The organism is Rhodococcoides sp. S146-33, assembly GCF_059489205.1.
In genome coordinates this window covers 16,854-39,123 of sequence record NZ_JCAJWY010000006.1, presented here as the reverse complement: position 1 = coordinate 39,123, position 22,270 = coordinate 16,854, and the positions used below count along the sequence as shown (strand labels likewise).

At 63.9% G+C, this 22,270-nt stretch carries 15 protein-coding genes; 6 read left to right on the top strand and 9 right to left on the bottom strand.

The annotated features are described in order from the left end of the window. The first annotated feature begins 74 nt into the window (after nucleotides 1-74). Nucleotides 75-1,670, top strand: a complete 1,596-nt coding sequence (locus AC5WEY_RS21155; protein WP_495647393.1) for an ABC-F family ATP-binding cassette domain-containing protein — start codon at nucleotides 75-77, stop codon at nucleotides 1,668-1,670. A 9-nt stretch (nucleotides 1,671-1,679) separates the two neighbouring features. Here AC5WEY_RS21155 and AC5WEY_RS21150 read toward each other — a convergent pair whose 3' ends face one another. The 8 genes from AC5WEY_RS21150 to AC5WEY_RS21115 form a co-directional block, all read right to left on the bottom strand. Next, a complete protein-coding gene (locus AC5WEY_RS21150) occupies nucleotides 1,680-3,296 on the bottom strand; it encodes an AMP-binding protein (protein ID WP_495647392.1) in 1,617 nt (538 codons plus the stop codon). A gap of 20 nt (nucleotides 3,297-3,316) precedes the next feature. Then, on the bottom strand, nucleotides 3,317-4,618 hold the full coding sequence (locus AC5WEY_RS21145; RefSeq protein ID WP_495647391.1) for a DUF2786 domain-containing protein: 1,302 nt from the start codon (nucleotides 4,616-4,618) through the stop codon (nucleotides 3,317-3,319). A gap of 90 nt (nucleotides 4,619-4,708) precedes the next feature. Continuing rightward, nucleotides 4,709-5,293, bottom strand: a complete 585-nt coding sequence (locus AC5WEY_RS21140; protein ID WP_495647390.1) for a serine hydrolase — start codon at nucleotides 5,291-5,293, stop codon at nucleotides 4,709-4,711. A 409-nt stretch (nucleotides 5,294-5,702) separates the two neighbouring features. Beyond that, the gene (locus AC5WEY_RS21135; protein WP_495647389.1) at nucleotides 5,703-7,301 is read right to left on the bottom strand and encodes an FAD-dependent oxidoreductase; all 1,599 of its coding nucleotides are present in this window, start codon (nucleotides 7,299-7,301) and stop codon (nucleotides 5,703-5,705) included. Between the two features lie 61 nt (nucleotides 7,302-7,362). Further along, nucleotides 7,363-8,382: an AurF N-oxygenase family protein gene (locus AC5WEY_RS21130; protein ID WP_495647388.1), complete on the bottom strand. Its 1,020-nt coding sequence runs from the start codon at nucleotides 8,380-8,382 to the stop codon at nucleotides 7,363-7,365. Between the two features lie 92 nt (nucleotides 8,383-8,474). Continuing rightward, nucleotides 8,475-9,779, bottom strand: coding sequence for a T3SS (YopN, CesT) and YbjN peptide-binding chaperone 1 (locus tag AC5WEY_RS21125; protein ID WP_495647387.1), 1,305 nt, complete (start codon nucleotides 9,777-9,779; stop codon nucleotides 8,475-8,477). A 91-nt stretch (nucleotides 9,780-9,870) separates the two neighbouring features. Then, nucleotides 9,871-11,040 carry a hypothetical protein gene (locus AC5WEY_RS21120; protein WP_495647386.1) on the bottom strand — a complete coding sequence of 390 codons (1,170 nt, stop codon included), beginning with the start codon at nucleotides 11,038-11,040 and terminating at the stop codon, nucleotides 9,871-9,873. 47 nt (nucleotides 11,041-11,087) lie between these two features. Then, nucleotides 11,088-11,762 carry an NUDIX hydrolase gene (locus AC5WEY_RS21115; RefSeq protein WP_495647385.1) on the bottom strand — a complete coding sequence of 225 codons (675 nt, stop codon included), beginning with the start codon at nucleotides 11,760-11,762 and terminating at the stop codon, nucleotides 11,088-11,090. Nucleotides 11,763-11,823: 61 nt separating this feature from the next. On the opposite strand from AC5WEY_RS21115, the gene AC5WEY_RS21110 reads away from it, so the two are divergent. Both AC5WEY_RS21110 and AC5WEY_RS21105 read left to right on the top strand, forming a co-directional pair. Continuing rightward, a complete protein-coding gene (locus AC5WEY_RS21110) occupies nucleotides 11,824-12,750 on the top strand; it encodes an ADP-ribosylglycohydrolase family protein (protein ID WP_495647384.1) in 927 nt (308 codons plus the stop codon). Then, nucleotides 12,747-13,256, top strand: coding sequence for an O-acetyl-ADP-ribose deacetylase (locus tag AC5WEY_RS21105; RefSeq protein ID WP_495647383.1), 510 nt, complete (start codon nucleotides 12,747-12,749; stop codon nucleotides 13,254-13,256). The genes AC5WEY_RS21110 and AC5WEY_RS21105 overlap by 4 nt, the downstream gene beginning before the upstream one ends. Nucleotides 13,257-13,274: 18 nt before the next feature. Here AC5WEY_RS21105 and AC5WEY_RS21100 read toward each other — a convergent pair whose 3' ends face one another. After that, on the bottom strand, nucleotides 13,275-13,625 hold the full coding sequence (locus AC5WEY_RS21100) for a VOC family protein (protein WP_495647382.1): 351 nt from the start codon (nucleotides 13,623-13,625) through the stop codon (nucleotides 13,275-13,277). Between the two features lie 151 nt (nucleotides 13,626-13,776). Between AC5WEY_RS21100 and recC the strand changes: the two genes are divergently transcribed. Genes recC through recD form a run of 3 tightly spaced genes read left to right on the top strand, consistent with a single transcriptional unit; the run spans nucleotide 13,777 to nucleotide 22,264 of the window. Next, nucleotides 13,777-17,073, top strand: coding sequence for an exodeoxyribonuclease V subunit gamma (recC, locus tag AC5WEY_RS21095; RefSeq protein ID WP_495647381.1), 3,297 nt, complete (start codon nucleotides 13,777-13,779; stop codon nucleotides 17,071-17,073). Beyond that, the gene (locus AC5WEY_RS21090) at nucleotides 17,070-20,405 is read left to right on the top strand and encodes a UvrD-helicase domain-containing protein (RefSeq protein WP_495647380.1); all 3,336 of its coding nucleotides are present in this window, start codon (nucleotides 17,070-17,072) and stop codon (nucleotides 20,403-20,405) included. The genes recC and AC5WEY_RS21090 overlap by 4 nt, the downstream gene beginning before the upstream one ends. Then, nucleotides 20,402-22,264 (top strand): exodeoxyribonuclease V subunit alpha, encoded by a 1,863-nt coding sequence (recD, locus tag AC5WEY_RS21085; protein WP_495647379.1) that lies wholly within the window; start codon nucleotides 20,402-20,404, stop codon nucleotides 22,262-22,264. Before AC5WEY_RS21090 ends, recD begins: the two co-directional genes overlap by 4 nt. The last annotated feature ends 6 nt before the right edge of the window (nucleotides 22,265-22,270 follow it).

The window sequence follows — 22,270 nt, the reverse complement described above, 5'->3', positions numbered from 1 at the left end:
GGGCGAAGCGCGGCTAGAGTGAGCGAGCCCGGTTCGACGACTCAGCGGACCCGTGTTTCAGGAGAAGTGAACGCTTGAGCTGGATCCGCTTGAACGACGTCGCCAAAGGATACGACCAGAAGGTGATGCTGCGCGAGGTGTTCTTTCGTCTCGCGGACGGCGATCGCGTCGGTCTGATCGGTCGGAACGGAACGGGCAAGACCACGCTCCTGCAGCTTCTTCTGGGGCGTGAGACACCCGATTCCGGAACGGTCGACGTCACCGAGGGCGCTCGAATCGGGTATTTCTCGCAATTCTCCGAACTCGATGGCGACAGCAGCATTCAGGCCGAGCTGGAATCGCTGTTCGGTGCCGTTCACGACATCGAGACCGAATTGGCCGAGGTCGAGGCCGCCTTGGGCGGTGACCTGGACGAAAAGCAGATGTACAAGCTCGTCGATCGCCAGGCCGAACTGCTCGACGCCATGGAGAACAGCGGTGGTTGGACCTACCATCAGCAGATCGACACTGTGCTGTCGATGCTCGGATTCAATGCCGAACGACGTGAGCTTCCCGTCGATCGACTGTCCGGTGGGTGGCGCAACCGCGCGGCGTTGGCCAAGATCCTCATCGAGGCCCCGGACGTCCTACTGCTCGACGAGCCGACGAACTTCCTCGATGTTGCCGGGATCGCGTGGCTCGAACGGTGGCTACGAGATTTCCGCGGTGCGCTACTGGTCGTCTCGCACGACCGCGCGTTCCTCGAGCAGGTCGTCACCAGCATCGTCGAGATCGAGAATCATCACCTGCAGACGTACGACGGTAGCTACTCGGAATACGTGCAGCAGAAGCAGTTTCGACTCAAGAACCTCGAACGTGAATTCAGCAACGAACAACAGTTGCTGGCCTACGAGCAAGAGGCGATCAGCGATCGCAAGGAAGCAGTGAAGAACCCCAGCGGCGTGCTCAAGCGAAGACTGGCGAACATCAAGAAGAGCAAGAGCCCCCGCCCGGTCGACACGGTTGTCACCGCCATCTACGGCGGACTGCACGTACACGACAACCTCGCGGAGATCACGGGAATCTCGAAAAGCTATGGCGAGCAACGACTGTTCGAGAACATCTCGTTCACCGTCCATCGTGGTGATCGGATTGCGATCACCGGGCCGAACGGCTGCGGAAAAACAACGCTCGTCGACATCCTCGTCGGTGCCGAGCAACCCGACAGCGGCAAGATCAAGTGGAAGACCAAAGCGCCGTCGTTCATCTACTACAACCAGGTGCTCGCGGATCTCGACCTGGACGACACCGTCTCGCATTCGGTCAACGCGATGCCGGGCAGCCTCGCGCTCACCGCAACCAAGAAGGAAGTACACCGCTTCCTCACGTTGCTGCAGTTCTCCGAGCTCGACCTCAAGACCAAGATCGGCGTCCTGTCGGGTGGACAGAAGGCTCGTGTGGCGCTGGCACAGTGTCTGTTGTTCGGGGCCGGAGTGATCGTGCTCGACGAGCCCACCAACCACCTCGACCTGCAGAGCACTCAGGTTCTCGAACGCGCACTGATGGCGTTTCCCGGCGCGGTGATTCTGGTGAGCCACGACAGGTTTTTCGTCGAAAAAGTCGCGTTCAGACAGCTGTCGTTCGACGGCAAGGGCGGCGTTACCGAAATTGCCGGTGTGCAGATGGCGTGACCTCGTGGGCTACCCGTTGATCTTGGACGCGGACGTGCCCCACTCGGCGTCGCGCAGCTCCTTCTTCCTGATCTTGCCGGTCGATGTCTTCGGCAGCTCGACGATGAATTCCACGGTGCGCGGGGCTTTGTACGACGCGATGGCAGATTTCACGTGCGCCACGAGCTCGGCTTCCGAGGCGTCCGCACCGGGTGTCAGCACCACGAATGCTTTCGGCCGCTCGCCCCACTTGTCGTCGGGTACTCCGATGACCGCAACATCGGCGACGGCAGGATGGCTGGCCAATGCCTGCTCCACCTCGATGGTCGAGATGTTCTCGCCGCCGGAAATGACAACGTCCTTGGCGCGATCGAGTAGTTGCACGTATCCGTCGGGATGCATCACGCCGAGGTCACCGGAATGGAACCAGCCACCCGCGAAAGCTTGTGTCGTTCCGGCGGTGTCGTTGTAGTAACCCTTCATGACGTTGTTGCCGCGCATGACGATCTCGCCCATTTCGGCACCGTCGGGTTCGACATCGATCAACACTCCACCGGGACCAGGCTTGTCGCGGACCACGCGCAGACGGTCTGCGGTGAGCATGCCGACTCCCTGCCGAGCCAATCGACGAGCCTGTTCGTCGGCGTCCAGTTCGAGCCATTCCTGCTTCGCCTCGCACACCGAATAGGGGCCGTAGGTTTCGGTGAGTCCGTAGACGTGTACGAGCGTCGCTCCCAGTGCGCGAATCTTGGCGATTATCGTCGGGCTCGGAGGAGCTCCCGCTGTGACGATGGTCAGCGGTCGATCGAGTGAATGTGCCTCTGCAGCAGTGGCGAGAGTGGTCAGCACGGTCGGCGCACCGGCAAGGTGATCCACACCGTTGTCGATGGCCGACCAGATGGCATCGCCTCGTACTCCGCGAAGGCACACGTGCGTGCCGGACGCGGCCGTGACCGCCCACGTGGTGCACCATCCGTTGCAGTGGAACATCGGCAGAGTCCATAGATAACGGGTGTCGACGCCGAATCCCTGGTGGTGCAGTTCTCCCAGGGAATTGAGGTACGCCCCGCGGTGGGTGTACATCACGCCCTTGGGTCGGCCGGTGGTGCCCGAGGTGTAATTGATCGTGATGGTCGACGTCTCGTCGTCGACCTCCCACTCCATCCGGTCGTCCGTGCCCCGTTCCAGGAATGCGTCGTACCGCGTGGTGTGTGGCAGCTTGTCGTACGTGCCGTCCACCGAGGGAGTCTCGACGATCTCGGTGACCGAATCTGCGATGGGATCTGTTCCGAGCCCGGCCAGCAGTGCCGAATCACCCACGAGCAGTACCGAACCGGAGTGATCGCAGATGTAGCGAACTTCGTCCGGTGAGAGCCTGGTGTTGATCGCGACCAGAACGGCACCGGCCAGTGGCACCGCGTAATGCGCGAACAGCAGCTCCGCCGAGTTCGACGCAATGTAGGCCACTCGATCGCCGTGCCCGACCCCCGACGCGCGCAGTGCATGCGCGAGACGGGTGACGGCAGCGGCGAACTGTTCGTAGGTGAAAGTGCGCGGACCATCCTCCACGGCGGTCTTGTGGGGATGAACCTCCGCAGCGCGTTCGAGGAAGCGAAGTGGCGTCAGCGGAGTATCCAGGCCGGTCATGTCAGCCAATGTAGCGCGCACTACGAGGCCAGATCGGATTTGTCGATACGTTCGCGCCCACCGGTCAGGTCGGCGCGTTCGGCGGCGGCGCGGCCGGCAAGCCACCCCTGAGTATTTCCGCTGCCGAACGTGATCGTTTTCGTCGACGGGTACCGGGCAGCGTAGGCACGGTCCACGGCATCGGATCGCTCAGCCATGATCGGCACCAGGGCCGATCCGTGTTGTTGCGTTGCGGCTGCAGTAGCTCGCGTGCGCGCGTCGTGCAATCGTTCGCCGACTCGGTGGGCGTATGCGATCAAGAATGCGTGACGGAAGCTGCGAGTCCGCGAGGTCGGCGATTCGCCGACCTCGTCGAGTGCGCGGGCCGATTGGACCAGTAACGAGGTGTACAGCAGCTCGCACAGGTCGAGATCGACGGGAAGACCGATCATGGTGGCCAACAAGTACTTCTTTTTCCACACTGTTCTGGCACCGTTGGCCGTGCATACGCTGTGCAGCAGAAGCAACTTGGCCTTCGAGTATGGATTGCTCACCATGATGCGACGACTGATGACATCGTCGATCAAGCTGCGGGGGTTCTCCGCATCGAGAAGCGCGCTGTCGATCGCGTAGCGCGTCATCAGGTCCTGGGCCTTGGCCGATAATGCTTCGGCTTCAGCGGGGAATTGCGTCGACTCGGCCTTGGCCAGTAATCCCCGTATTTTGCCGAGCATCTTCGAGTACGCCGCCTGCCGCGGACCGGCAGGCGTGGTGCGTGATGTCCATTCAGCCGGAGGGGGCAGGAGGCTTTCGATGGGCAACAGCCATGTCGCACAGCCGAGTACGAGCAACAGGGTGTACCACGACTGCGGTGACGATCGTCGGTTGTACGAACGCCATCGCCGAAGACGGTCAGCGGTGGTGCCGCCTGCAGATTCGACGTTCAGCTCGGACAACTGATCTCGCCAGGAATCCGGAGCAAGGCTGTCGGCAGAACTTCGCGCCGCGTGAGCGCCTATGGCCTCGATCATGACCACCGCGCCGTCGCCTCCGGCGCTCTGACGCGTTACGTGTACCAGTTCGGCAGGCTGCCAGCCCTTCTCGAAGGCCACGTCGAGAGCGTCGTCGAGTATTTTCGCCGCGCGATTGTGCACCGAACTTGCTCGGTCCGTATCGTCCGCAGCAGACAGGCGTTCCGCGATCAGCTGGGTCATGTCCTTCGCCGACGACCCCAACTGGGCGAAACCGATTCCGCTGTCCAGCAATTCGTTCGGATCAGCACCGTCCCGCACATTGGTTGCGCGCGAACACTTGAAAAAGCTGTCCAGATCGATACGACTCATCGTCGTCCCCTCCACGTCCCCCGGTGTGGTCCCCGAACTTTTCGGTGAATCGCAGAGTAGGGGAGGGGTACGACAGACTATTCGAACGTGTCAGCGAGGGGCGAGCATCTGGAGCAGTTCTTCGACGGTCGGCAGGCCTGGAATCACGGGAAGGTTCGGAACAGGAGCGGGGGCGGGCGGTGCCGTCAACTCGACATCGCCGAGCGTGGCCAAGACATCGTCGGTATTGGAGCGGGTCGCTCCGTATGTATTGGATGCAACGACGAAATCAGCGCCGATCGACGCCGACGCGACCACGCTCGATCGGTCGTCGGCCCATCCCCACTTGCTTCCGATCACGCCCGGCAACAGCGAGGTACCCCAGTTCTGGGCAAACCCGTCCCGTGCCACGGGAGCGGCCGTGGTCATCCAGGCCAGAACGGGGCTGGCGGGATCGGTGCGTTTCTTGGCTGCCAGGAATCGCACGGTGTCGGCTGTGCTGGTGTAAGAACTGCCCCAGAAGCCGCCCCGCGAGGTGGAGGTGAGCCCGAACTCCGCCGCCGTTTCATCGATGGCCTGTGGGTACTTGTTGTCGAGTACGGAGGCGGCGCTGTCGTCGCTCACCTGGACCATGCGAGCGGCCAGGTCGCGATCGCGCGGAGAACCGTCTCCGAAGCGAACGACGTAGTCTGCCATGTACAGCTTGACCGTCGATAGTCCGGGACGCGCGGAATTGTCCTCCGGACTGCCTACGTAAGTACCTGTGGGCACATGTTCGTACGAAATCGAGGTCCGGGATGGCACGTCGGCGAGGTCAGCGGGTGTTGGCAGAGCTTGCGCGGGTGCAGCGCAGGTCAGAGCCATGGCAATACCGACAATTGGGACAGCGGCTCTGCCGATAGTGCGACGTAGGCCCGGCATCTCGGTCTCCTCGAGGTGTAGGCCCGCCGCTGTTCGGTGGCCGATGGGTGAAGTTACCCCGATGGTAGACGGTTCAACCTCGAGCCGCTTTCCGCGGCCTCGAGGCCCTCGTCACCTGAATGAATGTGGCTTTGTTGCAGTTGGAGTGACTGGTGGGCGCATTGATCCCAACGGGGGTGAGCAGTCAGGACCGGCGCAACGTCGACAGCATCTCTCGCGAGCGTCGCAGTGGCCCTCTGTTCGACTCGCCGGGCCAAGAGCTGGGCGATTGGATCGGGTCAGTCAGGCGACCCGCGTTGAAGTCGTCGACCAGATGTCCGACGGTTTCCTGGGCGCAAGATTTGTTGGTGCCGATGAATCCCGAGGGGCCGCGCTTGATCCAACCGGTGACGTAGCTGCCGACCGACGTCTGCCCACCGGATTCCTGCAATACCCGGCCGCCGGTGTTCGGAATGATTCCGGCGCGATCGTCGAAGGGAACCCCGGGCAGCGCAACTCCGCGATAGCCGATGGAGGTGAGCACGAGTCCGGCGTCGAGGGTCTCGATTTCACCGGTCGCAATGCTGCGCACCACGTCGTCACCGTCGGCGGTCAGACCCATCCGCTCGAACTCGATGCCCGTCACACGATCGGTGCCCAGTATGCGGGTGGGGGAGAGCAGGTATCGCAGCGTGATGCGCTTACGGCCGGCGCTGTAGTCGGGGGATTCGTCGACGTGTCGCAGCAGTTGCAACTTTTGCGCTACGGCGTGAGGCAGGTCGTTGGTTCCAGCGAGGCGCACCGTCACCGGATCGAGTGCGAGTTCGCTACGGTCGATGGCCAGATCGATATCGGGGACGGTGAGCAGTCCGGCGAACTCGGGAACGGTGAATGCGGACTGGGCTACGCCTCGCCGGCCGACGACGACGACCTCGCGAACAGCGCTGTGGCGCAGTGCGTCCAGGGCGTGGGGTGCGATGTCGGTCTGGGCGAGCGCTTCGGGATCCATCGTCAGGATGCGGGCGACGTCCAGTGCCACGTTGCCGTTGCCGATGACGACGGCGCGTTCGTGCGAGAGATCGAATGTGCGGTGCGCATGATCGGGGTGGCCGTTGTACCAGGCGACGAAATCGGTTGCCGAACTGCGGCCCGGCAATTCGGCACCGGGAATGCGGAGTTCCCGATCCGACGATGCCCCGACTGCATAGATGACGGCGTGGTGGGTGTCCATCAACTCGTCGTGGGTGATGTCCTTGCCGACCTCGATACCGAGGTGGAAGGTGAATCCCTCCTGCGCGGAGATGGTCTCGAACAGGCGCGATACCTGACGGGTCTTCTGGTGGTCGGGTGCGACACCGAGACGAGCGAGGCCGTGTGGTTGCGGGAGTCTGTCGTAGACATCGACTTTCACGCCCGGCTGGGTGAGTAGCTCGTCGGCCGCGTACATCGCCGACGGTCCGGATCCGACAATCGCGACTCGGAGGGGCTGACGATCACGCGAGACCGATGCAGCCGGTGTGACCGGTGCCAGGATCGGCCGAGGCGGGCGTTCCTGCTTGTAGAAGTCTGCGTTGATCGTCAGGAACGGCAGTTGCGCCTCGGTCAGTTTCGCCTGCGGCACAATGGCGTCGACCGGGCAGGCCGAGACGCATGCGCCGCAGTCGACACACGATTGCGGGTCGATGTGCAGCATCTCCGCCGTCAGGAAGTCCGGCTCGTCGGGGGTGGGATGAATGCAGTTGACGGGACACGCGAAGACGCACGACGCGTCGCTGCAACATGATTGGGTGACGACGTGGGGCATGAGGGGTTCCTGACGGCGGGCGCTGCTGTACGGATAACTGGCGCGTGGGGTGTCGAGAGGGCTATGCGGCGAACTGGCTCGAGCTGCGATCGGGCTCGCTACGGAAACGTGAGGCCTTGCCGTCGATTCCGCACATCTTCCACATCAGACGAGCCGCACGATTCATCATGCCGGTGTCGGTGGCCAGCATGCGGACATCACCGAAGTAGTCCTGCAGCGCGTGCTGCGATTCCGGAGTACCCCAGAACAGGTCCTTCTTCACCTGCTTCGGGATGTCGAACTTCGTCCAGAACTTCTTCGGTGGAATGACGATGACGTCGCACAGGATGCGCATCGTGATCGGGAATGCCAGTGAGAGCAAGAACCGCCCCACCTTGGACATCTTGGGGACTCGACGACGTAGCAGTTGGTGCGCGAACGAGATGTGTCGCGCTTCCTCGGCCACGTGAATGGCCATGACGCTCTGCATGATCGGGTGGATGTCGTCACCGGACCGCAGAACCGATTTCTGAATGTGGTCGATCGGTTCTTCGCCTGCGAGAACGCCGACGAAGAACAGTTCCGGCAGCAGCGTGGCGAACAGTGGAACGAACGGAGACAGCATCTTCATCGGCCTGCTCATGCCGGGTGCATCGGAACCGACGCGGTTGACCATCTCCTGGAACATCAGGGTGTGGTTGCACTCCTCGATCGATTCGTGGGTGCAGTAGCGCGCCTCAGCCGAGCCGTTGGGCAGCGAAAATACGTACTGCATCATGCCGCGGATCAGAATGTTCTCGAACTGCAGACCGACCTTGGCGACATTGGCCTGACGCCACATGCCGATCTCGATCTGCCTGTCGAGTGGAAGCGCCTGGTACCAGGCGTGGCCGCCGATCGGATCGGTTTTGGCCGGCAGTACCCATCGTGGATCGTTCGCAGGTACTGCGAACTTCTCGGACTCCCAGTCGATGTCCACGTAGGGGTCGAAATGCTTGTGCACCGAACCCTCGGACAGCAACGTGAGTGTCTCGACGTACTGCTGCTCGTCCGCAGTGTCGGCATCGACCGAAACGGACGCAGTGCTTGTCGTCAGTGTCATGGCTTCTCCAAACGAAGTGCGAACATGGGGTTAATGTAACCCTAGTTAACACAAAAGGGAAGCGTGTCGAGGAGACTCCGATCAGCGGTGGTCTATTGGTCGTCCGAACGCTCTTCGGACACCTCGGCCACTTCGTCGGTCTCGAACAGCTGGAGCTGAATCGCCGACGGATCGACCACCGGCGTGACCTGCTCGGGAGTGCTGCGGAGCACGTCGCGGAGGGCGGCGACGGCCCGGGCCCAGTTGGCTGCTTCCCGATCTGCCTCGTCGACGTCGCAGTGCTCGTCGCCCAGATCCGCGGCCACCGCCATCCCACGCCATGACGCTTCTCGTTCTGCGCTGATTCGGAGGTACGACACGACGACATCGCGATCGGACGAGCAACACTCGAGAACTGCATGGAGGTCGAGCGCTTCGTCCTCGGAGCAGGCGAGTAGGCCGACGAGTTCGAGTAGACCGCCGGGGAAGTCCTCCGCTTCGACCGGGGGCGGCGTCGGCTCCCCGAGTACGCCTCCGAAATCCTCGGCGAACTTGTCGTCGACCTGCTCCCACACGTGGCTGAGCATGCGCACTGCCCACAGCAGGTGGTCGGCAACGAAGGGTGACCCGCTGACGCGTACCTGAGCGACGATGCAGTCCTGAACCAGGTGCAGCATCACATCCGGGAGTTGCAGGTTCAGGTCGACCAACAGTTCCGCCGCGCGCGTGCGACCGGTCACGGCATGGACGAGCGTCGAGTTGATCTCGACCACCGGCTCGGTGGGTTTGACCGATACGTACGCGGTGCCGCCCACGAATCGCAGCGGAATGTCGCCGTCGGGGTCATGGTCCGGCGGGAAGCCGAACCAAGGCTCGAGTGCGCGGTCGACGAGCTGCTGTAGGTGTTCTTTGCCTTTGGGCTGCACGCACAGCGGAACGACGGTGGTATCCGGCTCGGAGGTCGAAGGGTCGAATTTGGGCACGTCGTATCGCCCTGTGGCGCGTGAGCTCAGGAACGACGGGTGCGGCAGGCCCCAGATGTCACGAAACACCGCAACGGTCTTCTTGGCCAGATCGTCGGACCACGATCGGTTGCGATCCACATGCGGGGCAGTCGGACCGGAATCGAAGGAGGTACGAAAACCCAATGCATTCAACGCTTTTCGCTGCTCGCCGGTGATGGCCCGGCTGCTGTGCAGGTGTTCGTTCGCTGGGATCTCGCAGCGAACCCGATCGAGATCCCAGGCATAGAACTGCACACAGGCGGCGGTGTCCGGGATGCCGTCGGTGGTGTCGTATCGCGATTCGATCACCAATGCATCGCCGTCGCGCATGGCGCTGACGTAGTCGCCGAGCGTGCGCTGGAACTGCATCCAGGCGGCATCGACGTCGAAGTCGAACTCGAGTGAATCGCTCATGTCGGCTCCTTACCCAGATCGCGCTGACGTAACGCGGACACGATCACGCTAGCGGCGACCACCGACACGATCTCGGCGCTCGCGGGGGCGATCACGACGATGCCGAATCCTCGGGCGATCGCTCCAGTGGGTCGTCGAGAGAATCGTCGTCGATCGCACCGAAAGGCTGCGCCTCGGCCACGCCGTCCAACACCGCCGGACGTAGAGCGTGCGGAACGGCCAGCACTTCCTCGATCCTGACGAGAATGCCCTGGTCGATCAGCGATCGAACACGGTGATCGATCAACTGGGCCGTACGTAGATCCTCGCCTTCCAGATCGGCGTAGTCCTCGCCCTCGTTGTTGACCGGGAGCTCGTCGGTCATGGCGGCGAGCAACGTCTGCACAGCAAAGGTGTTGGCCAGGGACCGCGACACGTCGGGGTCGTCGGCATCTCCCGACAGCTGCACCCGCACATGTTCGGCTACCAGTTCGTGCACGGTCTCCGCGCCCCGACCGGCCAGTGAATGCGCATTGTCGCCCGGCCTCGCGGTGTCACCGTCGACGCGAATCAACTCTGTCGCGATGGCCGTCGACCAGTAGTCGACCGTGGCGACGCCCGAGCCCACTTCGGTGGGATCGAACGGAGCCGAACCGGCTGCGCGCTGCAGATCGGCATCGTCCGAGACCGACAGCCCATCGGCGACCCGAGCGACTATGTCGTCCAGTGCCGGCAGCAGTGGCAGCGCCGAGATGGCCGCCAGTTCCTGTTCGAGCGACACGTCGGGAAGGTCGATGTCGTCGGCGTCGAGCATGTCGGGCTCGTCGCCCTCCAGGAAGTCCGAGAGATCTTCCATGCAGTGCGCGTAGTCCTCGGGCGTTCCGTCCCAAAGGTCGGTCTCGTCGAGGAAAGTCAGGTACTGCAGGGAGGTGAGTACGAGATTGACCGCGGTGTCCTCGGCCGTCTCGGACTCCTCCTGCAGGATGCGTTCCGCGGCGTCCACCAGCAGGTGTGCGTCGGCGGGCAGCCAGGCGCTGGGGGAGAATCCGTTCCGTGCTCCGGAGAGTTGGGTGAGCGTCGACGAGACGAGCCGTGAGATCGCCTCCGACTGTTCCGACATCTCGCTGTCGTCGAGCCACTCCACGAACCCGTCGATCAGGTCGGCGATCCGTTCGCCGGCGGCCCCGGACGGAGCCGGCCGAGATTGCTGATGACGCCGTTGCCGGGCCTTGGTCTTTTCTGCACGCTTCTGTCCGCGGTTGGCAGGCCGCTTCGATCCCATGACTGGCAGCCTATCTGCTGGGATGTCCAGTTTCGTCGGTCCATGCGTCAGTCGAGCAGGAACGCGCCGGCCGACGGGGGAAGAGTCGGTCTCGGAAGACGGCGATACAGTTCCGCCGGCCGCCCGCCGCCCGCGGCCGACGTGGTGCCCGTCCCCTCGAGGGAGCCCAATACATGGCGTCGAAACGTGTCTTTCGGGAGCGATCGATCGAACACGATCTCGTAGAGCTCGCGTAGTTCGAGAAGTGTGAATTCCTCGTCGATCAGCAGCGCGGGATCCACCTCGCGTGCGTAGCGTTCACGCAGTTCGAGAACGGCTTCGGTCACCATCTCGCTGTGGTCGAAGGCGAGCGGTGACGCCGGTTCTCCGTTGGCGATCAGAACGAATTCATGTGTCGCAGAGAGTGATCGGGTCGAGACCGCGGCGCTGTGTGCCATCGACAGAACCCATCCACGGTCGTCCCGATGTGGGGCGTCGAACATTCTCAGTTGGTGAAATGTGAGATCGACGATGCCGGCCTTGGTGTGCAGCGCTCGGTCTGCTGCGTCGGCGAGATTCTCCTCGGGTCGCAGGAACGTGCCCGGTAGAGCGTGACCCCGTTCGGTCGGAACCACGACCACGTGCAATCGATTGTCGCGGACGGTCAGTACGGCCACGTCGACGGCCACGGAGGGGCGGGGGTAGTCGGTCAGCGCATTGCCGTCTCGGTCTCGCCAGGTCATGTGTTGCATCTTAGCGTAAATATGATCTAAGCTTAGATCAACATCGAGCTAAGGGGTAGGCATGCAGTTGAGCGACATTCAGCACGATCGAGCGAGAGGCGTTCTGCTCGGAACCGCAGTAGGAGACGCATTGGGCGCGGGTTACGAGTTCGGATATCCCTCTCCGGAGACCGAGATCGACATGATCGGGGGCGGGCGGTTCGATTGGGCTCCAGGGGAATGGACCGACGACACCTCGATGGCGGTGTGCGTCGCGCGAGCACAGGAAACCGGCGGAAAAGTCGACGACATTGCCGAGAACTTTCGCGCATGGTTCGCGCAGGACCCTCCCGACGTAGGAAATCAAACACGGTCCGTGCTCTCGCAGACCACACGCACCGGCGCCGAGATGACGGCGGTGGCAGCGTCGTTGCCGGGGAGAACCGGTGGCAACGGATCGCTGATGCGTACCGCGCCCGTCGCGCTGGCCTACCTCGACGACGCGGCGGGCTGTCTGGCGGCGGCCTCGCGAATCAGTGCCCTGACCCATGCCGACCCACGGGCCGGTGAGGCGTGTCAATTGTGGAGTCACGCAATCCGATACGCAGTTCTGCACGGTACGTACGACGGCATTGCCGAGTTCCTCGACGAGGCTGCCGCCGAGGTGCGGGACTACTGGCGGCCGCTGGTTCTCGAGGCACAGGTGGGGGAACCCGCCGACTTTTCCAACAACGGCTGGGTGGTGCACGCACTGCAGACTGCGTGGTGGGCAATTCATCGCAGCGTCGACGCCGAACGGCCATTGTCTGCCGCTCTGGAATTGTGCGTTCGTGCAGGCGGCGACACCGACACCACAGCAGCCATAGCCGGAGGACTCCTCGGAGCGCGTTGGGGAGCCTCGGCCGTACCGAGCGAATGGCGCAACATCGTCCACGGTTACCCCGGGTTTCGCGCGGACGATCTGGATCGAATTACCTCCAACATTATTGCAGTGAAGGGACTTTCATGACCATCATCGACGTCGTTCAGGGTGACATCACGGATGTGGCGGCCAACGCGATCGTGAACGCCGCCAACGCACGTCTGCTCGGCGGCGGCGGGGTCGACGGTGCTATCCACCGGGCCGGCGGGCCGACGATCCTCGCGGAATGCAAGGCACTGCGGGCCACCACCCTGCCGCACGGCCTCGACGTCGGCGCGGCCGTCGCGACGACCGCCGGCAGATTGCGAGCCGACTGTGTCATCCACACCGTCGGTCCGCGTTACTCCCCGCACGAGGACAGATCTGAGTTGCTGCGCTCGTGCTACGCCCGAAGTCTTGCCCTCGCTGCGTCGATGAATCTGAAGTCCATCGCATTTCCGTTGATATCCGGTGGATCCTTCGGATGGCCGATGCACGACGCAGTCACTCAGCAAGTGGTGGCTGTGAAGGCGGCGCGGCCATCGGTCGAACTGATCATGCTGGTCGCGTACTCCCGCTCGAGCGCTGACCTGACGCGACGGTTGGTGGGTTGACGACGGTAACCGCATCGATCAATAGCGTTCGCGAAAGCCGCCGATCGCGGTGATCGAATTGCCGTCGGGATCGACAACGGTGCTCAGTCGAACGCCTTTGTTCGCGTCGACGATGTCGCCGAAATCGACCCCACGTGAGCGCGCCGACGCGACGAACGATTCTAGATCGTCGACGGCGACGTTGAACTGCGACGCGCCTGCTCGTTCGGGATCGACGGTGACTTGCACCCATGCAGCGGGTGCGGCCTGCCACTCCACCAGACTTGGCATCGGGTTGTTGTCAGCGGGCCGATCGAACAGCCGCTCGTACCAGTCGGCGGCCGAACCGATATCGCGTACCGCGATCACTGCAAATACATGCTCGAACATGTCGTTCTCCTTCGCTTGGGCAAGGGGTTCACGGATACTGACCGGGATCGGCGGCCGGACTCATCGCGCAGAACCTGTCGCCAGGCTCGAGTAGGGTCGTCACGAGTCCGAAATCGGGCTTTCCGCTACGAACAGGCAGGGGATCGCAACGGTGTTGACGCTCCACCGCGCAGAGCGTGCAGGAACCCTTGCCGACGCGCTGGCCGATGTTCTGTCCCTGCCGTTGGACGACTCCTTCACACCCGAGATCGTCTCGGTTCCGGCGAAGGGTGTCGAGCGGTGGCTCACCCAACGACTCTCGAGCACCTTGGGCAGTCCGCACGGTGACGGCATCGCCGCGAACATCGATTTTCCGAGCCCGGCCAGGTTGGTCGCACGTGCGGTCGGTGCGGTCGACGACATCGACCCCGATGACGATCCCTGGGCCCTGGGCCGAGTGCTCTGGACTGCTCTGAGTGTTATCGACGAGTGCCGCACCGAACCGTGGGCGGCGGTGCTGTTCGAGCATCTGGGTGCGGGGTCCGAGGACCACCGTGTGGGGCGTCGCTGGTCGACGGCGTCTCACGTAGCAGAGCTGTTCCGTGCGTACGGTTCTCAACGACCTGCAATGATTCGTGATTGGTTCGCCGGCCGATTCACCGACGGCCTCGGCGGCCACCTCGACGACGACCTGCTGTGGCAGCCGCGCGTGTGGAAACTGGTGCGGGAGCGGATCGGCAGTCCCAGCCCCGCAGAGCGGCTGCCCGAGACGTGCGCTCGGCTGAGGGATGCACCGGACTCGGTGGACCTGCCGAGTCGGTTGTCGGTGTTCGGGCCCACCCGACTGACGACCGACCAACTCGACATACTCGGTGCGCTCTCGGAGCATCGCGAGGTGCACATCTGGGTTCCGCATCCCAGCCCGTCCATGTGGAAGGCGCTCGAGAACGTTCCCGCGGTGACGCGGCGACGAGACGACGCGACGGCCCTTGCCGTCGAGCATCCGCTGTTGGCCAGTCTGTCTCGAGACGTTCGCGAGCTGCAGGCCACCACCGGATCTCTCGCGGCGCACTCCGTCCACCACGAGGGCCCCGAGATCGCGAACACCCTGCTGGGCCGGATTCAATCGGATATCGCTGCCGACGTATTGCCCACTACTGCAACGGAATCCGGCGACCACGTGGCGGCTCCGGATGACACGGCTTCGGATGACACGGTGCAGATCCATGCCTGTCACGGACCCGCCCGGCAGGTCGAGGTTCTACGAGAGTCGCTGCTGCATCTTTTCGCAGGTGATCCGACGCTCGAACCGCGGGACGTGCTGGTGATGTGCCCGGACGTCGAGACCTACGCGCCGTTGATTCGCGCCAACTTCGGGCAGGCAGCGCTGGTGCATCCAGGACACCGCCTGCGTGTGCGACTCGCCGATCGGGGGCTACGCCGCACCAACCCCGTGCTCGACGTCATCGCGACTCTTCTCGACTTCTCCGAAGGCCGTGTCACGGCGAGCGAGCTGCTCGACTTCGCCGCCAGCGGTCCAGTCCGCGAGAAGTTCACGCTGAGCGACGACGACCTCGAGCGACTCCGCGAATGGGTGACGACTTCCGGTGCGCGCTGGGGTCTGACGGTGAGGCAACGAGAAGCATTCGGTCTGAACGGCTTTCGGCAGAACACGTTCAAATCTGCCCTGGACCGCATCCTCCTGGGCGTCGCCGCCGACGAGACCCACAACGAATACCTCGACCTAGCCCTACCCCTGGACGATGTCGACAGCAACGACATCGCCCTCGCCGGCCGTTTTGCCGAGCTGGTCGATCGGCTCGCCTCGGTACTGCGATCTCTTACCGGACCGGCGTCGGTGACCGAGTGGACGCGGCAACTGGGCCGCGCACTCGACCTGCTCGCCGACGTGCCCACTGCCGACGAATGGCAACTGGCACAAGCACATCGCGAGATCGCCGACGCCACCGAACACGGCGGGTCGGTGGAGCTGCGACTGGCGGACGTGCGCGCCATGCTGGCGAGGAGACTGGCCGGACGACCCACGAGAGCGAACTTCCGTACCGGCGAGCTGACCGTGTGCACCATGGTTCCGATGCGATCGGTACCGCACCGAGTGGTGGTGCTCCTCGGGCTCGACGACGAGGTGTTCCCGCGAGTGGGAAGTATCGACGGAGATGACATCCTCGCCCGCGACCCGGCCCTCGGCGAACGAGACATTCGCAGCGAGGATCGGCAACTGCTGCTCGACGCGGTGATGTCGGCCGAGGAAAAGCTCCTCCTGTTCTACACCGGTGCAGACCCCGTCGACGGTTCGGCCAAGCCTCCCGCGATCCCGCTGCGCGAACTCATGGACGTGCTCGAGGTGACCGCGGGCCGAAGCGTCGAACATCGGCATCCGTTGCAGCCGTTCGACCCTCACAATTTCGAGGCCGAACGTCCGTTCAGTTTCGACACCGTTGCACTGGCCGGAGCGGTCTCGCAGCAGCGTGCGCCCCTGCCCGTGCCGCCGTTCCTGCCCGCAGCGCTCCCGCCGGCAGACCGAGGCGATGTGGAACTCGCCGATGTGATCGCCTTCGTCGAGAACCCTGCGCAGGCGTTTCTCCGCCAACGGCTCGGCTTTCGCGTTCCCGAGCTCGAGGACGACCTGGCAGACAGCCTCGACATCGAGTTGGACCCGTTGTCTCGGTGGAACATCGGCGATCGGATGCTTGCCGCGGTGCTCGCGGGCGGAGACATCGGAGAATTCGCCGACGCCGAATGGCGCCGCGGGACTCTTCCGCCCTTTCATCAGGGCCGACGCGAGATGTCCGACATCAGGCAGATCGTCGGAATCATCGCCGACGCGGCCGCGCCTTTCCACGAAGGCCCGGTCGACACCACCGATGTTGCGGTCGATCTCGGTGATGGACGACGCCTGACCGGAACCGTCACCGGAATTCACGGCCGTGTTCTGGCGCGTTCGTCCTACTCTCGCCTCGCCGCCAAGCACCGACTGGCCGCATGGGTGCGGTTGCTCGCGGTGGCCGCATCCGAGCCGGGGGACTGGAGCGCCGTCACCATCGGACGGGCCAGTGGCACTCGGCCTCCTCGTCGATCGCGACTGACGGCACCACACGACCCTGTTGCCACCCTGCGTGTGCTGGTGAATCTGCGAGATCGAGGATTGACGTCGCCGCTGCCGATATCGACCGACACTGCGTCGGCCTACGCGGAGAAGCGGTTCGGCGGCGGATCCATCGAGGACGGTTACGACTCGGCAGGCTGGTCATGGCGAGGGGACTTCGGCGACGGTAACGATCGCTCGCTGCGGTACATACACGGTCCGACCCTGTCGTTCCAGACACTCCTGGCCGCAACACCGCTCTCCGACGAAACCGAGCCGTCCAACGAAACGAGCCGCTTCGGTGTTCTCGCTCGCACGCTGTGGGACCCATTGCTGACAGCCGAGAACATGGGGAACGCATGACCGCCACCCACGGGTTCGACCTCCTCGGACCGATGCCGACCGGAACCACCGTGCTCGAGGCCAGCGCCGGTACCGGCAAGACCTACGCGATCGTCGGACTGGCCGCGCGCTACATCGCCGAGGGCATCGCGGAGATTTCCGACCTGCTTCTGGTGACGTTCAGCCGGGCGGCCACGCAGGAACTCCGTGATCGCACTCGCAGCAGATTCGCCTCGATCGCACAGCATCTTGCAGACCCGGAAGCTGCTCGCGCAGAACGGGATCCACTGGTGGTGTTCCTGGCTTCGGCCGACGACGCCGAGGTGGATCGACGTCGCAGGAGACTACGAAAGGCGCTGTCGGACTTCGATGCCGGGACCATCGTCACCACGCACAGCTTCTGTCAACGCATGCTCGACGGGCTCGGGATCGCAGGGGAACGAGAACCGGAATCGACATTCGTCGAATCCGTGTCGGATCTGCTCGAGCAGGTCGTGGACGACCTTTACCTGCAGATGTTCAGCGGCGACGACGAAGCGCCTGCATTCAGCAGGCGGGATGCGCACCAGCTGGCATCGTCCGCCGTCGGCGACCAGCAGTCGATTCTGTACCCCGACATAGAGAACCTCGACGGTGACGACGGCAACCGCGAGCCTGCGCTGCGCGTACGGTTCGCGCGCGAGGCACGGCGGGAATTGGAACGTCGCAAACGGCTGCTCGGGGTGCGTGACTACAACGATCTGCTCGGACTCCTGCATTCGGTGTTGTCCGATCCCGTGCACGGTGAGGCGGCCTGTGCGCGAGTGCGAGACCGGTTCCGAGTGGTACTGATCGACGAGTTTCAGGACACGGATCCGATGCAGTGGGACATTCTGCGACGGGCGTTTCACGGATCGACGACGCTCATTCTCGTCGGCGACCCGAAGCAGGCGATCTACGCCTTCCGTGGGGCAGAGGTGCTCAGTTACCTCGATGCGGTGCAATCGGCGGACAATCTGTACGAGCTCACTGCCAACTGGCGCAGTGATTCCGGGCTACTCGATGCGCTGCACCATCTCTACGGCGGCGCAGCCCTGGGACACGACGACATCGTTGTTCATCGTGTCGAAGCTCGAAATCCACCATCGCGAATGGTCGGACATACTCCGTTGCGGCTGCGCTATCTTCCGCGAACCGGAGCAGGACCGCTGAAACAGGGATTTCCGGCGGTCGATCGACTGCGTTCCAAGGTCGCGGCCGATGTCGCGGCAGACATCGTCGAGCTACTGTCCAGCGGTGCCACGATCGACCGACCGGACGGCCCCCGGGCGATCGAACCGCGAGACGTCGCGGTGCTGACCCGAACTACCAAGCAGGTGGCGCTGATTCGAGATGCGCTGGATTCGGTCGGCGTCCCGTCGGTCGTCTCGAGCAGTACCAGCGTGTTCGGCACCGAGAGTGCCCGACACTGGTTGTGGCTGCTGCAGGCGATCGAGCAACCGCATCGCACCGACCGCGTTCGTCTTGCCGCTCTGACCCCGCTGCTCGGGTGGACTGCCGCCCAGCTCGACTCCGGAGCCGAGGACGCCCTGTCCCAGGTGAGCAGCCGACTGCGCGAGTATTCGATCCTCTTCGACGACGCCGGGTTCGCCGCAGTATTCGAGCGGGTGTCGGCCCAGTCCGGACTCGACGCCCGGCTGCTCGCGGTCGACGCGGGCGAACGGACCATGACCGATCTGCGGCATATCGCCCAATTGCTCAATCGCGCAGCAGTATCCGAGTCGTTGGGAATCACCGCACTCACTCGCTGGCTGACCGACCGCATCAAGGAACCGGCAGCCGGTGGATCCAGCGACCGCAGCCGACGACTCGACAGCGATTCCGCCGCAGTGCAGATCATGACGACACACGGCAGCAAGGGGCTCGAATTCCCCGTCGTCTACCTGCCGTACGCCTGGGACACGTTGTTCTTCAGCAAGCCGTCGACGCTCCTGCTGCACGAGAACGGCGACCGGATTCGAGACGTCGGTGGGCCCTCGGGAGCGGGCTACGCGGCCAGGAAGATGATCAACGACCAGGAGGAAGCAGGAGAGGAACTGCGACTGTTGTATGTCGGCCTGACTCGTGCCGAAAGTCAGATCGTGCTGTGGTGGGCACCAGGGCGGAACACTGCGACGTCCTCGCTGCACCGGATGCTGTTCGGCCGCATACCTGGAATTCCGCAACCGGAGCCCACATACAAGGTTCTCGACGATGCGACTACCGCGAACCGGCTCCAATCCTGGGTCGGCTCGGCAGCCGACCTCATCTCCATCGAACCGGTGGGGCCCGGTGCAGCGTCCACGCAGCATTGGGCGCGGCCCGAGGAACCACTGCTCGATGTTGCCGCCGCGAGATTCGATCGAAAGCTGGACCTGTTGTGGCGTCGAACGTCATACTCCGCGTTGACAGCTCACGCTCACGACGCCGCACACGTTCAGCCGGAGGTGGGGGTGACGAGCGAGGCCGAGCATCCCGAGAAGACCGATGAGCCGGCCGAACCCCAATCCGACAGTGACTACCCCGAGGATCCCAGGCTGGAGGGAATCGAGTCACCGATGAACGGCATGCCTGCCGGTGCCGCATTCGGAACGCTTGTGCACGAGGCGCTCGAGCACGTGGACACCTCCGCTCCCGACTTGCGTGTCGAACTCGAGCGTCGCTGCAGTGCAGCAGTCGCGTCGCGGATGGCCGAGGTCGATCCGGTGACGTTGGCCGCAGCCCTGCTCCCGGTGATGCACACGCCGTTGGGCTTCGGAACACTTGCCGACATTGCGCCCTCCGACCATCTGGCCGAATTGGACTTCGAGCTTCCGTTGGCCGGCGGGGACGATCCGGTGGCCGCGACCGTCACTCTGAAATCCGTCGCGCGGCTCATGCGTCGGCACCTCGATGCGGCTGATCCGCTCGCGTCCTACCCCGATCTGCTCGACGGTATCGACGAGACACCGCTGCGCGGCTTCCTCACCGGAAGTATCGACTCGGTTCTCCGAGTGCCGGGACCGCGTTACGTCGTGGTGGACTACAAGACCAACCGGCTCGCCCGAGGTGACCTGACGACAGGCAACTTCACTCGGGAGAAGATGGCGCAGGAAATGATGCGCTCGCACTATCCACTGCAGGCAATTCTGTATGCCGTTGCGCTGCATCGATATCTGCGGTGGCGCCAACCGGGTTACGACCCGCAGGAACACCTCGGCGGAGTCAAGTACCTGTTCGTGCGGGGCATGGTGGGACCGCAGACTCCCACCGGGTGCGGGGTGTTCGACTGGAATCCGTCCGCGGCGCTGGTGGTCGAGCTCTCGGATCTGCTTGCCGGAAAGGCGAATCGATGACGAGCGTGACGACCGCACTGCGCGGCAGCGGCCTTCTGCGCACGTTCAACGACGCAGGTGTACTCACGGCTGCCGACGTGCACGTGGCATTGCGTCTGGGTGCGCTTGCCGGAGAGGCGTCGGAGCATGTGCTGTTGGCCGCCGCGTTGACGGTGCGCGCTGTGCGATCGGGATCGGTGTGCCTCGATCTGCGACGACTGCGAGATGTGACGGTGGACGAGGATTCCGACATCGATCCGGCCGCGCTACCGTGGCCCGATCTCGCGGACGTCCTCGGCGCATTGAGAGTCAGTCCTCTGGTTCTCGGCAGTGCGAACGGACCGCTGACACCGCTGAAACTGATCGACACCGCTGAGGGTGAACTTCTGTATCTCGACCGATACCACCTGCAGGAGAGCATCGTTCGTGATGTTCTCGACCGGCGGTCGCAGTCTCACCCGCCGTCCGATGCCGCCGAGATCGGCCGTGCGCTGACCGAGCTGTTCATCGACGAATCGGGTGTCCCCACTGTGGCTCCCGACCGTCAGCGGATAGCTGCAGCCCTGGCGGCGACTCAATGGACGACAGTCATCGCAGGCGGGCCGGGAACCGGTAAGACCCACACGGTGGCTCGGATTCTGGCGCTGCTCGTCCGGGAACACGGAAGCGACCTGCGGATCGGGCTGGCGGCACCCACCGGTAAGGCCGCCGCCCGATTACAGGAGTCGGTGTCCGAACAGGCGGAGCTCCTCGGACTGCCGGTGGACCTGAAGGCGATGACACTGCACCGGCTGCTGGGCTGGAAGCCAGGCAGCAAGACGAGGTTTCGGCACGACGGGGAGAATCGGCTGCCCTACGACGTCATCGTCGTGGACGAAACCTCGATGGTGTCGCTGACGATGATGTGCCGACTGCTCGAAGCCGTCCGCCCCGAATCACGATTGATCCTGGTCGGCGACCCGGACCAATTGACGTCGGTCGACGCAGGGGCGGTGCTGGCAGACCTCGTGGCCCGGCCGGTCACCGGTACCGAGAACCCGGTGCTGGCACAGCTCGTCGACGAGGATTTCGCCGCCGCCGAGGATCCGGCCGAGGCCGCCCTGAGCCCGTTCGAGCGAGACCGACTGCGCGGGGGCGTCGTTCGGCTCAGTCGAGGCAGACGGTTCGGCGGGGCGATCGCTCAGTTGGCCGTGGCCGTGCGAGACGGTCGGGGCGACGACGTGATGGCGCTGCTCGAGTCCGGCGCTCGAGAAATCTCCTTCCACGGTCCCGACGACGTGGATGCGCTGCGGTCCGACGTGATCGACACTGCAGCCGAAGTCACCGCCGCCGCAGTAGCCGGAGATGCGCCGGCGGCGCTTCTGGGTCTGGAGAAGCATCGCTTGCTGTGCGCGCACCGCGAGGGCCGATGGGGTGTTGCACGCTGGGATCGGCAGGCAATGGAGTGGGTGGGTGAGCACAGCGGAACGTTTCTCGATCCGTCACTGTGGTACCCCGGTCAGCCACTGTTGGTGACGGCAAACGATCACGAAGCGCGGATATACAACGGCGACACCGGAGTTGTGGTGTTGGGAGACAACGGAACCGCGATGGCCGCGTTCGCGCGCGGGCGCGGCCATGTGCTGATCCACCCGAACGTGCTCTCGTCGGTTCACACGGTGTACGCAATGACGATCCACCGCAGCCAGGGCAGTCAGTACGACACCGTGTCGGTTCTCCTGCCCGCCGAGGCATCGACACTACTGACCCGAGAGTTGCTCTACACCGCCATCACTCGCGCGCGACAGCACGTGCGGGTGATCGGTACCGAGGATGCCATTCGCGCGGGCGTCGAGCGTCAGGTGTTGCGGGCAAGCGGTCTGCGACGAACGATCCTGTAGCTTCGG